Source organism: Prosthecobacter sp., from assembly GCF_044236155.1.
GTDB lineage: Bacteria > Verrucomicrobiota > Verrucomicrobiia > Verrucomicrobiales > Verrucomicrobiaceae > Prosthecobacter.
Window position 1 is genome coordinate 1 of sequence record NZ_JBIIHA010000003.1, and the last position, 14,687, is coordinate 14,687.

At 57.6% G+C, this 14,687-nt stretch carries 13 protein-coding genes; 10 read left to right on the forward strand and 3 right to left on the reverse strand.

The window, feature by feature from the left end:
* Nucleotides 1–189 precede the first annotated feature (189 nt).
* The gene (locus tag ACILSE_RS03840; protein WP_395716032.1) at nucleotides 190–1,482 is read left to right on the forward strand and encodes a TolC family protein; all 1,293 of its coding nucleotides are present in this window, start codon (nucleotides 190–192) and stop codon (nucleotides 1,480–1,482) included.
* Here ACILSE_RS03840 and ACILSE_RS03845 read toward each other — a convergent pair whose 3' ends face one another.
* Nucleotides 1,483–1,764, reverse strand: coding sequence for a putative quinol monooxygenase (locus ACILSE_RS03845; protein ID WP_395716033.1), 282 nt, complete (start codon nucleotides 1,762–1,764; stop codon nucleotides 1,483–1,485).
* A 70-nt stretch (nucleotides 1,765–1,834) separates the two neighbouring features.
* On the opposite strand from ACILSE_RS03845, the gene ACILSE_RS03850 reads away from it, so the two are divergent.
* From ACILSE_RS03850 to ACILSE_RS03860, 3 genes are all read left to right on the forward strand, one after another.
* On the forward strand, nucleotides 1,835–2,881 hold the full coding sequence (locus tag ACILSE_RS03850) for a leucine-rich repeat domain-containing protein (RefSeq protein ID WP_395716034.1): 1,047 nt from the start codon (nucleotides 1,835–1,837) through the stop codon (nucleotides 2,879–2,881).
* A gap of 86 nt (nucleotides 2,882–2,967) precedes the next feature.
* Nucleotides 2,968–3,885: a prolyl oligopeptidase family serine peptidase gene (locus ACILSE_RS03855; protein ID WP_395716035.1), complete on the forward strand. Its 918-nt coding sequence runs from the start codon at nucleotides 2,968–2,970 to the stop codon at nucleotides 3,883–3,885.
* A 25-nt stretch (nucleotides 3,886–3,910) separates the two neighbouring features.
* Nucleotides 3,911–4,396 (forward strand): Fur family transcriptional regulator, encoded by a 486-nt coding sequence (locus ACILSE_RS03860; RefSeq protein WP_395716036.1) that lies wholly within the window; start codon nucleotides 3,911–3,913, stop codon nucleotides 4,394–4,396.
* 52 nt (nucleotides 4,397–4,448) lie between these two features.
* Here ACILSE_RS03860 and ACILSE_RS03865 read toward each other — a convergent pair whose 3' ends face one another.
* The gene (locus ACILSE_RS03865; protein WP_395716037.1) at nucleotides 4,449–6,152 is read right to left on the reverse strand and encodes a hypothetical protein; all 1,704 of its coding nucleotides are present in this window, start codon (nucleotides 6,150–6,152) and stop codon (nucleotides 4,449–4,451) included.
* Nucleotides 6,153–6,347: 195 nt separating this feature from the next.
* On the opposite strand from ACILSE_RS03865, the gene ACILSE_RS03870 reads away from it, so the two are divergent.
* The 3 genes from ACILSE_RS03870 (at nucleotide 6,348) to ACILSE_RS03880 (ending at nucleotide 10,313) form a co-directional block, all read left to right on the forward strand.
* Nucleotides 6,348–6,992, forward strand: coding sequence for a hypothetical protein (locus tag ACILSE_RS03870; protein WP_395716038.1), 645 nt, complete (start codon nucleotides 6,348–6,350; stop codon nucleotides 6,990–6,992).
* Nucleotides 6,989–8,167 carry a hypothetical protein gene (locus tag ACILSE_RS03875; protein WP_395716039.1) on the forward strand — a complete coding sequence of 393 codons (1,179 nt, stop codon included), beginning with the start codon at nucleotides 6,989–6,991 and terminating at the stop codon, nucleotides 8,165–8,167. The genes ACILSE_RS03870 and ACILSE_RS03875 overlap by 4 nt, the downstream gene beginning before the upstream one ends.
* A 718-nt stretch (nucleotides 8,168–8,885) precedes the next feature.
* Nucleotides 8,886–10,313 carry a hypothetical protein gene (locus tag ACILSE_RS03880; protein ID WP_395716040.1) on the forward strand — a complete coding sequence of 476 codons (1,428 nt, stop codon included), beginning with the start codon at nucleotides 8,886–8,888 and terminating at the stop codon, nucleotides 10,311–10,313.
* Between the two features lie 27 nt (nucleotides 10,314–10,340).
* Here ACILSE_RS03880 and ACILSE_RS03885 read toward each other — a convergent pair whose 3' ends face one another.
* On the reverse strand, nucleotides 10,341–11,705 hold the full coding sequence (locus ACILSE_RS03885; protein ID WP_395716041.1) for a DUF1552 domain-containing protein: 1,365 nt from the start codon (nucleotides 11,703–11,705) through the stop codon (nucleotides 10,341–10,343).
* A gap of 153 nt (nucleotides 11,706–11,858) precedes the next feature.
* On the opposite strand from ACILSE_RS03885, the gene ACILSE_RS03890 reads away from it, so the two are divergent.
* The 3 genes from ACILSE_RS03890 (at nucleotide 11,859) to ACILSE_RS03900 (ending at nucleotide 14,620) form a co-directional block, all read left to right on the forward strand.
* A complete protein-coding gene (locus ACILSE_RS03890; protein ID WP_395716042.1) occupies nucleotides 11,859–12,320 on the forward strand; it encodes a plastocyanin/azurin family copper-binding protein in 462 nt (153 codons plus the stop codon).
* A gap of 28 nt (nucleotides 12,321–12,348) precedes the next feature.
* Nucleotides 12,349–12,876: a hypothetical protein gene (locus tag ACILSE_RS03895; RefSeq protein WP_395716043.1), complete on the forward strand. Its 528-nt coding sequence runs from the start codon at nucleotides 12,349–12,351 to the stop codon at nucleotides 12,874–12,876.
* A gap of 172 nt (nucleotides 12,877–13,048) precedes the next feature.
* Complete coding sequence (locus tag ACILSE_RS03900) at nucleotides 13,049–14,620, forward strand: ammonium transporter (RefSeq protein WP_395716044.1); 1,572 nt, start codon at nucleotides 13,049–13,051, stop codon at nucleotides 14,618–14,620.
* The last annotated feature ends 67 nt before the right edge of the window (nucleotides 14,621–14,687 follow it).

Sequence of the window (14,687 nt, forward strand, 5' to 3'; positions counted from 1 at the left end):
TATGGCTCTTATAACACGGGCCAGCTTGGGCACCGCCAACTGATAGCTTGGATGTAATTCCATTCTTCTCGCTACACCAGTTGCTCTATCTGTACAATTTTAAAACACGCCCTAGGCTTTAGCCGACTCTTTGAACTCCCCTATCCTCCCAAACTTCGGCTAAAGCCTAGACTCCAACCTCTGACTGCCATGTCTTCTCTGATTCGATCCCTTGGGCTGCTTGTGTTTGCTTCCGTGTCAGTAGCCGCGCCAGTTCACGTCGATCTTCCGACGGTCATGATGCTCGCGGGAGCGAACAATGATGAGATCCAGCTCGCGAAGACCAAACACACCGAAGTGCTCGCGGAGTCAAAACTGGCTTGGCAGCGGTTTTGGCCTTCGTTGACGCTGGGGGCGGGTTATCGGCGCACGGATGGGAATGTTCAGGACATCGCGGGCGCGGTCTTTGATGTGAGCAAGCAGCAGTACACCGTGGGGCCGAACCTCATGATCGACTGGTCGCCGGGGGACATGTATTACGTGGCGCTGGCGGCAAAACAGCGTGCCCTCGCGGCAGAGCATCTCGCGGAGAAGTCGCGACGCGACATCGTGATGCAGGCCACAGGCCGTTACTACGATCTTTTGGCCGCAGAGGCCTCACTGGCGATCATTGAGGACGATTTGCGGCTCACGCAGGATTACGAAAAGCAGATCGGTGGCGCGGTCGATGCGGGCACGGCGTTTCGGGCCGACTTGCTGCGCGTGAAGACTCAGGTCAGCCGCGAAAAGCTCGCCATCCGCCAGCATCAGGAGAAGCGTGATCTGGCTGCGGCAGCGCTCTCGGAGACGCTGCGTTTGCCTGCGGACAGTGAACTCCGCCCAGCGAAGGCTGATCTGGTGCCGGTGCGCTTGCTCGACCGGAAACTTGGTGTGGCCACGCTCATCTCCCAGGCCGCGCAGCATCGTCCGGAGATGAAAGCGGTCGGCGCGGTGAATCAGGCGGCGGTTTTGGAAAAAGACCGCGCCCGCGTGGCTCCGATGATCCCGAACGTGCAGGCGGGTTACAGCTTTGGCGGCCTCGGCGGCGGCTTCAATCGCGACGTCAGTAACTTCGACGACACGCAGAACATGTACATCGGCCTCGGCTGGAAAATCGGCCCCGGCGGCCTCTTTGACAAACAACGCCAGATCATCGCCGGAGCGCAGGAAGAAGCCACGAAGCTCCAAGCAGGCCAAATCAAGGCCGCGATCGGTCGCGAGGTCGTGGAGGCCGCGGCGAAGGCGCAAAGCGCCCACGATCAAATCGACATCAATGACGAAGCCGTCGCTGCGGCGCAGGAAATGGTGAAACTGGCCAAAGAACGCCAGGCGAGCCAGCTTGGCGTGGTTTTGGAGTATCTGCTGGCTCGTGAAGAACTCACGCGCGCGCGACAAAACCGCGTGCAGGCGGTGGCGGCCTTCAACAAGGCTCAGCACGAATTGAAACGCGCGGTGGGAAAGTGATCAGAGCACCGGGCCTTTGACCGCCCAACGTTTGATGACGAAAGCGGGGCCTTTTTCGCGCCATTTGGCAACATGAGGCGTTGTGTAATGGGCCTCCATGGCGGCTTGATCGCGATAGCTTTCACTGAGGGCGAAGAGATTGGGCTGGTTCGCATCGCGGCTGACTTCGAAACGCAGGCAGCCCGGCTCCTGGCGCGACGCGGCAGCGTTTTCGAGGATGACGGCGAGGAATTCGTCGATCTTCTGTGGATCGATCTCAAGAATGACAATGACATTGACCATGCGGAAGCGACAGAGGCGATTTTTGCTTAACATGCAACCGGCCTTCTGCGTATCATTAGCATCGCCAGCCATGAAAGTCCTATTTGTCGTTGTTTCCGCCCTGCTCGCCAGCAGCCTGCACGCGCAGGACACTAAGCCCGCGCCCGCCACTCCGGCCAAACAAAACACAACGCCACCAGCACCTGCAAAAGCAGAGATCAAGCCCGCCCCTCAGCCGGCGACATCTGCCAAAGTGGAATCCAAGCCCGCTGCAGCAACCGCCAAACCGGCCCCAGTTCCCGCTCCTGCCAAGCCCGCCGAAGCGAAACCCGCCCCCGCCATGCCAAGTGCCGCAGCCAAACCACCACCGCCAAAGCCGGTGGCCATTTTTCCTGACAAGGCGCTCGAGGCCGTGGTGCGCAAACAGGTTTTTGCGAAGCGCGACAGCCAGGATGTTCTGACTGCGGAAGATGTGGCAACCGTGTCAATCATCGAAGGCAAGAAGGCAGGCATCAAGGATTTGACGGGGCTCGAAAAGTGCGTGGCTCTGGCGTCGCTGACTCTGCCAGAGAACCAGATCTCTAATCTGGCGCCGATCAAAGGGCTGGAGCGTTTGCAGTTTCTTGATTTGTCGAACAACCAGATCAGCGACATCAAGCCGCTGTCTGAGTGCAAGGCGTTGCAATATGTGGCGCTCACAGGCAACAAGGTGAGCGATGTCAGCCCGCTGGGCGGAATATCCTCACTGACATCGCTTTATCTGGCGAACAATCAGATCAAGGACGCAACACCGCTTTTCAAGCTGCCGAAGGTGTGGACGCTGTATCTCGAAGGCAACCAGGTGACGAACATCGCGGGCATCGGCGGCATGAAATGGCTGTCGATGCTTTCACTTAAAGGCAACGGCGTGGCGGACCTCACGCCGCTGGAACCGCTGACGGAGCTGCAGTTTTTGTTTTTGGAGAACAACAAGATCACCGACCTCACGCCCCTGCACCGCATGTGGAAGAAGGACAACGATGGCGCCCGCGAGTGGGCGCCGTATTGCCAGATCTTCATTGACGGCAATCCGATCGACGAGAACTCGAAGAAGCTGGTGGAGGAGATGAAGAAGGCGGGCGGGCGGATCACGCCTTGAGAGCGGATCGCAAAATTCTTGCCGCCATGGCCGGACGCGGCTTAGCATGCAGCATGACATCTTTTCGATCTCTTCTCGCCGTAGGCTTGCTCTTTTCCGTAGCGCAGGCAGCCCCCCCGCCGCGGGAGTGGACGTCCAGTGATGGGAATTCGAAGTTCCTGGGTGATCTCATCGAATTCTCCGAGAAGGAGGTGAAAATCCGGCGGAGGTCCGACTTTAATCAGTTCCGGCTGCCGCTCGACCGTCTTTCCAAAGGAGATCAGGATCACATCCGCGGGCTGCTGCGTGAAAGGCGCCGCGATGCCGGAATCAAAGAAGGTGCTTATACCGCAAAAGTGACCGGACAATTCGTCAAAGGCGTGTCGAAGCAGGGCCTGAACTACCAGCTTTGGGGCAATCCGGAGCTCGAGGGCACCCAGCGCTATCCGATTGTCATCTGGCTGCACGGATCGGGTCAGAGCGGCGATGACAACGAGTCCCAGCTCGGTGGCGCGCCGAAAATTCTGACCACCGAGGACAACCAGGGGGAACGTCCGTGCTTCCTGCTCGCCCCGCAGTGTCCCTCCGCCGAGATCGGCTGGAAGAACGAGGTGGCAGACAAGCTGCTGGCGCTGATCGCCGACCTCGCGGACCACCTGCCAATTGATGAGAGCCGCATTTATCTCACTGGCTCGTCAATGGGCGGATTCGGCACTTTTGGGATCGCAGCGAAGTATCCGGAGGTGTTTGCCGCTTGCGTGCCGCTGTGCGGGGGGGGGGACGTTAAATACGCGGAAATTTTGAAGAACATCCCGTTCTGGGTCTTCCATGGCGACAAAGACGACATGGTACCGGTGGAGCGATCACGCGCCATTGTGGAGGCGGTAAAAAAGGCAGGTGGCGAGATGATGAACTACACCGAGCTCGCAGGCGCGGGCCATGGCATCACTGGATTGGTTTATCCACGGACAGATCTGCACGAATGGCTGTTCAAGCAGAAGAGGACCGCCATCGGAACTCGTTGAAAGCCACAAAAAGACGCCCCAGCCCATGCTCCACCACCACCATTCGGCCACATGCCGCCATCACGACGGCGAGTCTGCGCAGCAACTCTCCGTCACCCTGCTGGAACGTGCCAAAGAAGCCGGCCTGCGCCGCACGAAGGCACTGGAGAACATCCTTTTCATCCTCGTTTCAGCACACCAGCCCTTGTCGCTGGCGGACATCTTCGAATCTCCCGATCTGACCAGCGGCGCTGACAAGGCCACCGTTTATCGGGTGCTCATCAAACTGGAGGAACTCGGCTTTATCCGTCGCCTTGGGCTGCATGACCGCAGCACCTATTACACCCTGATCCAGCCGGGTCATCATGACGACTATCTCATCTGCACCCAATGCGGCCGTATTCAGCGCTTGGATCTCTCCTGTCCGGTGGAGGCATTGGAGAAGCAAATTGAGAAGCAGTCAGGATTTCGAGAGCTCTACCACGAACTTGAGTTTTACGGACTGTGTCCGAAATGCGGTCGGGAAAGATAGCACCAATCTCGAACTAGTCAAAAGCCCCGGCGATCATATTCATCTTTCAATGTCACGGGGATGTGACGGATATGACAGTACCGCCACCGTTGGCGGTAGCACCTGGAGTAATACTACCAGTAGGGCTAGGGTTAACCCCTGAGAGATTGTTAGCTGTATTCGTGCTGGCACTTACAGCACCAGTGGCTGCACCGGTGCTTCCTACAGCGGTCGTTGGAGCAGTTCCCGACGTTTCCGTGATTGCGTTTGATGCAGCGGCCACGAGACTTTGTGCAGTCGCACCCGGGGCACTGGCCGTCTCCACAATTGTACTGACGGCGGCATTAACGGCGTCTGTAGTGGTTCCAAGTGCTTCCGCTATCACCTGAGCTGTCGCAGTATCAACCGAGGCTGAAGAGCCAGCAGGAGGAATTGATGAGACAGTCGCACCTCCCACCACAGCAGGCGGGGGAACCCCAAGCAAGACGCCTGCCGGAGTCGGTGCTGCGGACAATGTGCCACCAGTGCCAACTGAAATAGTAGCGATGGCAGGTGCCACATTTGAAATGGCACTTGGGGTGCTGCCTGTTACGATTTGGATTCCCGTGGCGGTCACATTCACCCCTGTAACGCCTGACCCCGAATAGGTGACAGATTGCCCTGCTGCCGTGGTGACCGTAACTGTGGCTTGTGCTTCAGTTGTTCCTGCACCCACAGCAGGACCGGGATCCACCGTGACGGTGACTGTTTCGCCATTGACCACTGCTGTAAAGGCTTGTTGCCCCTGCACTTGGGTGACGAGACCTGTTATTGCTGTGCTGGCGATTATGAAGGCTGGCGGATTGAAGTCTGGCTCCCAGCGAAGAGCCAAATAGCGAGTCTTAACAGGCTTCTGAGGTTTAACTTTGATGTGTCCAGTTCCAATTTTATCTTCATATGCAACCACTGGTTTGGATATATTGAAGTCAGCCGGATTGAAGGCCAAACGGCCACGCCAGTCTTCCTTTTCAGGCAGCTTGTCGAACGCAAAAACTTCAAAACGAACAGGGCTCTCGGAGTGAACCGAGGAAAACTCACTCATCACGCGCACTTGTCCCATGTCGTAGATGAGAGTGCGATACTGCTCGTCCGATTCAGGGAATTCGAACTTGTTAAACGCCGCCGCAGTGTCGATACCATTGACGGGCTTGGGAGCAGCATAAACAAGACGCGCCCCGCCAAGTCCTCCCACAAAATTCATTGGTTTGCCTTTTTCACCACTCGGGTCTTGCTTCAAGGCATAGCCGTAGTCGGTCTGATTGCCATAAACTGTCAACGACTGCATCGAACCTCCTTTGGAAAGAACAAATTCATACTTCAAAAATTTCGCCTGGATGCCGGCGAACTTAAAATTGATCTCGCGATCCGCGGCTGAAAACACCTTTTCCTCAAGCACCGCCCAACCATTCTTATCCGCGCTGGCTGACAAGGCGACTTTCCCTTCGACCCCGTCATTCACGAGCGAGGAGTTTGAAACCATAACCGGCTTGCCGAAGTTGATGATGAAAAAGCTTTTGCCGGCGCTGAGTGAGGCAGCAGAGGTCACGTCGGCAGCATTGATCAAATTATCCACCTGCCCGATTCCAGAGGAACTGTCGATGCTCACCGAGGAATGAGGTCCTTTCGCAGCTATATTCACCGGCTTTTGCTGCATCACTGGAACACGCCCCCATTTGGCTTGAAGCGAGGATGTCACCATCAATGAGGTGAGAATGATTAAAGTGGAAGCGAGCTTCATGATGAAGTTAAAAAAATGACGTTGGGATTCGCGGGTTCAGCTTGGAATGCGGCGGCGAAAAGAGCGTTGGGAGGTCTTAGATTCAGTCAATCTGCATTAGTTCATCATAAAGCCTCTGGCATGTAAACATTTTTTCTGTGTCACGAGTGTGAAATTAGAGGTTGATTTATTGTGTATTCCATATATTTTATAACAATGAAGTGTCCACGCTGTCAGGGCCATGTGACGGTCCAACAGAATACCTGCAATGCTTGCGGGTTTTCCGCCACGCTTCTGCATGGTTATCTTGGAAATCAATGGGTTAAGTTAGAGCGTATCACCGACGCAGCGCATTGCCTGCGGCTTGAAGAGGCCCGCAGGGCGGAAGTTGTGCTGGATGAATTTGAACGCTCCTTTCCACAGGCATTTTTTGCCACCTACTTAGGTGTTTTACCGAATTACTTCAATGTGTCCGAGCTTGGCTTTTGGCTGCTTAATCAGGGTGCCTTCAACACTCCTTCCGTCAGTCGTCGAAATGACTTTGGCGTTGTTTTGGTGGTCGATCCCTCCTCCCTTTTCGCCAGTCTCACCTTGGGATATGCGGTTGAGGCTTATTTTGGGGAGGACAGGATGCAACAGATTCTGCAATCCGTTGCCAAACTGCTTGCCGAAGGCGCGCATGGAGAAGCCATTGTCACCGCTTGTACGCGCTGCGCCGAAGTGCTGCGCAAGCATGGGACCAGAACAGCCTGGAGCCCTGCCTCACTTGGTGGTGGCAGCCAACCGGACATGGGGTTGCAACCTCTCCGTGGCGGTCAAAAGCAATCTTCAAGGCCCCTGGCTGGTTTTCCCCATTCATGACTGCCAACCGCCCCAGTCCCATCATTCACGAAGCAGCCCTCCAGTTCTTCCGAGCGGCCTTGTTCTTGATGATCCTCGTCTTTCAAGGCAGCAATCTCTGGGCTGAGGTGCAAGGCAATTCCAAGGAGGAAAGCTTTGAAACACTCCCCTTGCCACGCTGGAGCGAGCAGGAACTCAGGTCATTTCGCGAAAGCCTTCCCGCCACAGGCAGCCAGGGCGTGCTGTTTCCAGAACACGGGGGGATGGCAACCGACATCAACGAACTCATGCGCGCTCCGATGCCCACAGGCCCTCGCCTTGAGCATCTTTTCAACGGCCATGAGGCGGAGATCTCCCCCCGCCTGAAGCCCGAGGACATGCGCCTGTTTCTGCCTGAGTCCATTCTGGGCAATCTTCCGCAGAACGATCCGGCTGGCGCCCGTCTGCCGACTCCTGTTTCGTCGATACGAGAAGTTTCCCCCGAATTCATGCACGTGTGCGAGCGATCGCAGCCAGAGGATTACTTGATCGATCCTGAGCATCTTGTCCCGGAAATGCAAAATCACGACATCGCGGGTTTTCTCGAGTTTCATGCCAGGGATGCACGCATCAAACTGCATGTCTTGGTCCTCGCGCATGACCAAAGGCTGCCTGCAGATGCTGATCTGGGAAAAGTGGCCTCCGGCGGACTGTTGCAAAGAGATGCCTGCCTCTTAGTCTATCCCTTGGGCGAGCCTTGGAGGGCTCGTTTATTTGTGAGCAAATTCGTTCATGAGCAGACCTCGGGAGCTTTTCTTTCTGAAACAGCCAAAGCCTGCCTGCAAGAAGCGCTGCAAGCCAGCGATGTTCACGATCAGTTGCACCGCTACTCCGTGCATCTATCAACACGACTTTTCTGGCTGCAACGAGCACTGGCAGGCGAAACATCAGTTGATTCAAAAAAGGATCAATCGCTGGCTGAAATCACTCCCGAAATCACCGCACGCATGGAGCAGCCGGAAGACTGGAGCATTGTGGTGTCGGTTATGCCGTGGCTATGCCTCGTCACCATCGTCAGCGTAGTTTTGCAGAAAGTCGTGCGCCAGCGGCGGCTCAAAAGACAAAAAAGCGTCTGGCTTCTACCTGAACCTGAGACCATTCCAAGGCTTGGCGGCGCTTTCACCGGCGGTGGCGGCGGCATGATTCGTTATGGATAAAGCAGGAGGAAGGTGCGCGCCCTGCATTTAACTTCTCCAGACTTTTAGAACTTCAATTTGTCAAAATCACTCTCTTGGGTGATAATTGTCATAATTTATTGCGCCAAATCAGGGGATGAACCCGGACACACTTCAGTTTCAATGCGGATTCTGCCGCACCACTTTGACCGTTCCTGCTCAGATGGCTGGGGTTTCGGGACCATGTCCTAGTTGCGGACAAACCGTCACTTCTCCAGTGGCCGCTCAGCCCCCTCAGTGGCCGCAGGCTCCGGCGATGGCCCAATCTTCTCCTGCGTGGTCTGCCCCTCCTCCGACAGGGCCGACGCCCTCGGGTACGCCTGCCGCTGCCGTTAGCACAGGCCTGCCACCCAAGCGATTACCAGGGCAAACACCTCTGAGCACCACGCTGGGTGGAACTGCCATCGGCCAGGCATCTTGGAATTCAACGCCGCCTCCATCTCCTGGCATGCCGGAGATGGCCTCAGCTGGCTCCGGCAGTTTGCCCCAGCATTCTCGCCTCATTCCTGGTGCGCCGGCATTGCCAGACATGGCACTTGGCGGCTCTTCGGCTGCTCCTGGCATGATGTCCGTGCCTGGAACGTCACTACTAGGAAGGGAGGTGCCGCCTGCTCCCATCTCTCCCATGACGCAGCCTCTTCAAGCGGCCGGTCTCCCCTCACTAAGTCTTGGAGGGATGCAAGGCCATGAAGGATCTTCCGTGTCCCCGATGCCCCCCGGCCGCAGCATCTCCAGTTTGCGAGCACCTCGTGGAACGAATTTCATCCGGCTCGCTTTTGCCGCCGTGTTCATGCTGGGATTTCTCGGCCTTGTCGGCTTCCTGCTCAAAGACTACCTGCCGGGTGTTTTCCCTGGACTCACAGGCCAGGAATCAGAAGAAATCATCTCCGAATCAGCGCCCCGAATGCCTGATCCCGGCCAACTGGCGGACTCAAGCCCCCGCCAGCCAAGCGTTACCCCAGCCATTCTTTCGAAGGCTGATGAAAGCACTCTCCCGCCAACAAAATCACCCACTGGCGGCTTTGATCCCACCGAACCCGTGGCAACAGCCAAATCGGAAACGAAGCCAACCGTCGAGATCACGGCTGCAACTTCTGGAATCATCCCAAAAACAGAGGACGTCGCCAGCATGACGCAGACGTCCCCCACGCCAAAGACTTCGGCGACACCCAACGCCCTGCTTGAAATCTCCCCGAAGACCGCCGCAAATAGCGCGCCTGACATGGTTTCGCCCACGGCCGCTCCTGACGCCTCCACACAAACGCACGCAGACGTGGAAGACGACGCGCCGCCCGAGGCCAAACCCGCTGTTGAGGCTTTGCGAAAATTTCTCAGCGCCAACTCGCTCTCCGAACGCCTGCAACACACCTTGGGCGCTGAGCACATGAAGCCCTTGATGGAGCGTTACTACACACGTCTGGCCGACGGGCCGGTCATCGTGGATCGCATCCAGTTTGTCCGCATGGACCCAAATCCTGAGCTTGGCTCAGGCAGGCACTGCATCTTCAGTTTGGAAAACAAAACCTGGGAGTTTCCCGTGCCGGTGATGCTTGAGGAGCAGTCTGACGGCTTCAAGGTGGACTGGCTCGCGTTCGTCGAGTTCAAAGACCGTCTGCTGGAGAAATTCTTCCAGTCTTATCAGGAGGGCGCGGCGCGCTTCCATGTCGGCATCATCCGCCATCATTACTTTGAAGACGGCGTGCCGAACATCGAGCGCAAGGACGCCTTTCGTGTGATGCCAGCACCTCCAAACTCCTTTCAAGCCTCTGTTTTCCTCGATAAGGACTCCGCGCTCGCGCAGGAGCTTCGCACCCGGCTGCCTTGGGAAACCCATGTCTGGGCCGTGGTGGAACTGGAGTGGAAAAAACTCGGCTCCCAGCAATGGGTCGAGCTAAGCGCCGTCCCGCAGATGCACTGGTACTCGCTGCCCGTGGCCCCACGTCCGATTTCCACGGCACAAAAAGTGCCGGAAAAAGAGGAACTGCCTCCCGGCATCACCAAAAATGGCGCTCGAAGCAAATCTGGAGGCGCTTCGGGATCGGGCGGCAACCTCCCACCTCCCGGCATTCAAAAAAGCAGCCCTGGATTGCCGCCCACGATCAAGCGCCCTCTTCCCGCAGGGCGCTAAGAGGTAGGTTCAGCGTGTGCGGTCACGCTAGCTCACCTCCAGTTTGCCGGTGCTGTCACCCACTTTCTCCGCAGGCACGCCGAGGCGGTCCAGCATCGAAAGATACAGGTTGGTCATCGGCGTCTCACCTGGAAGGACGACGCGTTTGCCCGGCGTCAGCGTGCCGCCGCCACGACCAGCGAGCAGGATCGGCAGATTGTCGTGATTGTGACGATCACCATCACCAATACCGCCACCAAACACAACCATCGAGCTGTCCAGCAGCGTCTTGTCGCCTTCCTTGACTGACTTCATCTTGTCGAGGAAATAGCCAAACTGACGAAGGTAAAACTGGTCGATTTTCGCGATCTTCTCCAGTTTCTGCGGATCGCGCTGGTGATGCGAAAGGTAGTGATGCGCGTCCGGCACGCCAAGATCGGGGAAGCTGCGGTTGCTCCCGTCGTGCGCAAGCATGAAGGTCGCCAGGCGTGTCGTATCTGTTTGGAACGCAAGCACCATGAGGTCAAACATCACGCGGATGTGCTCCTCGTAAGAATCCGGAATGCCTTCGGGGATTTTCACGTCCGGCATCTGCGCGGTGAATTTCTCCGCGCGCTCGATGCGCTGCTCGATGTCCCGAACAGAAGAGAAATACTCGTCGAGCTTGCGGCGGTCGCCCGCGCTCACCTTGCTCTGCAAGCTCTTCGCATCTTCCAGCACCGTGTCGAGAATGCTCTTCTGCATGCGCTTCGCGCGGGCGGCCTCCGGCCCCCTGCCCGCGGTCGCGCCCAAGCCGAACATCCGCTCGAAAACCAGCCGGGGATCCATCTCCGGTGCCATCGGCATTGTTTCGTTCTTCCATGCCAGGTTGAACTGATAAGCGCATGAGTAACCAGAGTCGCACTTACCTGAGCTCCGTTGTCCGTCCGTGCTCAGCTCCAAGGACGGCAGTCGAGTCAAATGACCGATCTTCTGCGCCGCAATCTGGTCCACGGAGATGCCGAGATGAATGTCCGCTCCCGCTGTCTTTTTCGGCATGCACCCGGTGAGGAAAGTCGCCGTCGCGCGCGCATGATCGCCACCGCCATTGCCATGGCTGCGCGCGAAATCCTGCATCAATCCCGACACCACCATGAAGTCATCACGGTTTTTTTCGATTTGCTTGAGCGAGGGCGAGAGCTGGTAGGCCGTGCCTTCGCCACTCGGCATCCACTGCTCCACATTCACACCGTTGGGGATGTACAACCACGCTGCGCGCACCGGCTTCACCGCCGCTTTCTTCGACTCCGCGGCGAAGGCGCGGAAGCCAAGGGACTCGAGGAACGGCAGCGACATGGCCGTGCCCAGGCCGCGCAAGACTTTGCGGCGGCTCACCGAATGAGCCGCAAGGGAAGTTTCACGAAAAGGGTTCATAGTGGGGGTGCTTTTGATACGATTGGCATGCAACGGAACTTTCCTCCCGCAAGCCTCATTGCCGGAGCGCTCGGAAAAAGTCGTTGATAAACCGCCTTGCCACCGCCCGATTAGAGCTCCCCTCCACCCCAAAAGAACCCACTCACCACACACATGAAGAAGCACCTCCTCTCCACCATCGTCGCTCTTGCCATGCCCGTCTTCGCCCAGGACGCGGATGTCGCGGCGCTCGAACTCAAGCCGCATGCGCAAAATCCCCTTGGCTATGACAAGACCGAACTCACGGTCAAAGCGGGCCAGAAAGTGAAGCTCACTCTCAACAATACCGGCAGCATCGCTCCGCAGCCACACAACTTCCTTCTTCTCAAGCCCGGCAAGCTCGACGCAGTGGGCGCGCTCGCCAACGCCATGCTGGCAGACCCTCAGGGCATGGCCAAGCACTACATCCCTGAGGCCGCCAAGCCCGACATCCTCGCCAACACCAAGCTGGTCCAGCCAAACCAGACCGAGACCATCGAGTTCACCGCCCCCGCTGAGCCCGGCGACTATCCGTATATGTGCACTTTCCCCGGCCACTGGCTGCTCATGCGCGGCGTGATGCATGTCACGAAGTAACACAGGAATCACAACCCAACGCGCCACCATGAAACACATCCTCACCGCCACCTTCATCGCCATCTTCTCACTCGCCTCCGCAGTTCGTGCCGAGGACGGGAAGCTTGATGTAGCGGGCCTGTCATTCAAATACGCTGCTCCTTGGGCCTCCGTCGAGAGCACCGGCATGTTCCGCGCAGGAACCCTCGCCGCCAAAGTCGAAGGACTGGACAAGCCGGTCGAGGCTGTGTTCTACCACTTCCCAGGCCCGGGCGGTGGTGGCGGTGTGGATGCCAACGTGCAGCGCTGGCTTGGCCAGTTCCAGGGCACACCTGAGTCCAAGCGCGAGGAAATCGACGCCGGAGGCAAAAAAATCACCCTCGTGACCGCCACCGGCACCTACAACGACGGTCCGCCGATGGGAGCCAAGACGCCAAAAGCCGACTACACTCTCATCGCCGCCATCGTCCCCACAGAAGACTCCAACGTCTTCGTCAAGCTGACCGGCCCGAAGGACGCCATCGCCAAACTGGTCGAAGGCTTCAAAAAAATGGTTGGTAGTCCGTTCGTGAAATAACCACGGCGAGAAAACCGCCAAGATATCCCACGCAGAGAGGCAGGTGACACTCACCTGCCTCTTTTTTTGCACCTGAAACCGCGTGAAAAGAACTGCACGCCAAGAAACCTCTCAAAAACTTGGCACGCGCCATGCTTTGCAATTTCTCGGAGTTAATCCACACCCCTGACTTATGCTGAAACTCAACCACACACGAACCTGGCGCAGCATGGCAATTGCTGCGGTTGTCGCCCTCACCTCACTCGCATTCACCCCCGGCGACGCCCGCGGACAGGATGCGGCCGCTCCGGCCCCCGCACCCGCCGCAGCTCCAGCCGCTCCGGCCCCCGCCGCGCCATCGTTGGATGATGTTGTCAAACGCCTTGATGCGGCTGAAAAGCAGTTGGGGGATCACTTTCAGTATTTCAACAACCTTGCTCCCTCCGGTGATGGCAAGCTCGCAGGTCTGCCTGGTCCAGGCCACAACGGCTTCCTCATGATTTGCGCCGCACTGGTGCTCTTCATGACTCTGCCCGGACTCGCCCTGTTCTACGGCGGCTTGGTTCGTTCGAAGAACGTGCTGAGTGTCGTCGCCCAGTGCTTCGGCATCGCCGGTCTTGTCACTATCCTGTGGTACTTCTGCGGCTTCTCGCTCGTCTTCGGAGAGCATCCCGCAGAAGGAGCTCCTTCTTGGGCGTCCTACCTTGGCAGCTTCAAGTATTTCTTCCTTGAAGGCGTCGGCGGTGCCCCGAACGGCAACTACACCGGCTGGCCCAGCTTCAGCGTTTTTGCGATGTATCAGTTGATGTTCGCCATCATCACACCGGCCCTTATTGTCGGTGCCATCGCCGAGCGCATGAAGTTCTCCGCCATCATGCTCTTCGTCACCCTCTGGATGTTCATCGTTTATTTCCCGCTCGCCCACATGGTCTGGGGCTTCGACGGCCTCATGAATGGCGTCTGGAACGGCGGCGCGAAAATTCCCGCTATCGACTTCGCTGGCGGCACCGTGGTTCACATGTCCTCAGGCTGGTCGGCCCTTGTTCTTTGCCTCCTGCTCGGAAAGCGCGCCGGTTACGGCAAGGAAAAGATGGCCCCCCACAGCATGGTGCTCTGCGCTGTCGGCACTGGAATGCTCTGGGTCGGATGGTATGGCTTCAACGCTGGTTCGGCGCTCGCTGCTGACGGCATCGCTGCAAACGCCTTCATGACCACCACGCTCGCAGCAGCCACCGCCTGCTTCGTCTGGGCTGTCGTGGAAAAGATCCACAAGGGCAAGCCATCCGTGCTTGGCTTCTGCTCGGGAGCCGTCGCCGGTCTGGTTGTCATCACGCCTGCCGCTGGCTTTGTGAATGCTAAAGCCGCCATGATCATCGGCGTCCTTGCCGGTATTATTCCCTACCTTGGCGTCATGGTGATCAAGCCGCTATTCAAATATGACGACGCCCTCGACACCTTCGGCGTGCATGGTATCGGCGGCACCTTGGGAGCCATCGTCACGGGCATTTTCGCCACCAAGGATGTCAACGCCAACCTGATCAGCGAGGCTTATGCGAAGGTCAATGGCCTCGATAAGCTCGTCACCGAAGGCGGTCTGCTGGGAGTCCAGCTCAAGGCCTGCGCCATCACCATCGTGCTCTCCGTTGTCGCCACAGTCGTCATCACCCTGATCGTGAAGGTTCTCACCGGCCTTCGTCCGGCTCCTGAGGAAGAGTCCGTCGGTCTCGACCTCACCGATCACGGCGAAGCAGGCTACGAACATTAATACACGCAGGGCAACCCCCTGTTAACTCCAAAGCCGGGCTGAGAAATCAGCCCGGCTTTTTTGTTCT

Bases quoted from the DNA above. Each gene is read 5' to 3' on its own strand.
- ACILSE_RS03845 (WP_395716033.1), bottom strand. From the start codon at position 1,764: ATGGTCAATGTCATTGTCATTCTTGAGATCGATCCACAGAAGATCGAC.
- ACILSE_RS03885 (WP_395716041.1), bottom strand. From the start codon at position 11,705: ATGAACCCTTTTCGTGAAACTTCCCTTGCGGCTCATTCGGTGAGCCGC.
- ACILSE_RS03895 (WP_395716043.1), top strand. From the start codon at position 12,349: ATGAAACACATCCTCACCGCCACCTTCATCGCCATCTTCTCACTCGCC.
- ACILSE_RS03900 (WP_395716044.1), top strand. From the start codon at position 13,049: ATGCTGAAACTCAACCACACACGAACCTGGCGCAGCATGGCAATTGCT.
- ACILSE_RS03865 (WP_395716037.1), bottom strand. From the start codon at position 6,152: ATGAAGCTCGCTTCCACTTTAATCATTCTCACCTCATTGATGGTGACA.
- ACILSE_RS03875 (WP_395716039.1), top strand. From the start codon at position 6,989: ATGACTGCCAACCGCCCCAGTCCCATCATTCACGAAGCAGCCCTCCAG.
- ACILSE_RS03860 (WP_395716036.1), top strand. From the start codon at position 3,911: ATGCTCCACCACCACCATTCGGCCACATGCCGCCATCACGACGGCGAG.
- ACILSE_RS03870 (WP_395716038.1), top strand. From the start codon at position 6,348: ATGAAGTGTCCACGCTGTCAGGGCCATGTGACGGTCCAACAGAATACC.
- ACILSE_RS03850 (WP_395716034.1), top strand. From the start codon at position 1,835: ATGAAAGTCCTATTTGTCGTTGTTTCCGCCCTGCTCGCCAGCAGCCTG.
- ACILSE_RS03840 (WP_395716032.1), top strand. From the start codon at position 190: ATGTCTTCTCTGATTCGATCCCTTGGGCTGCTTGTGTTTGCTTCCGTG.
- ACILSE_RS03890 (WP_395716042.1), top strand. From the start codon at position 11,859: ATGAAGAAGCACCTCCTCTCCACCATCGTCGCTCTTGCCATGCCCGTC.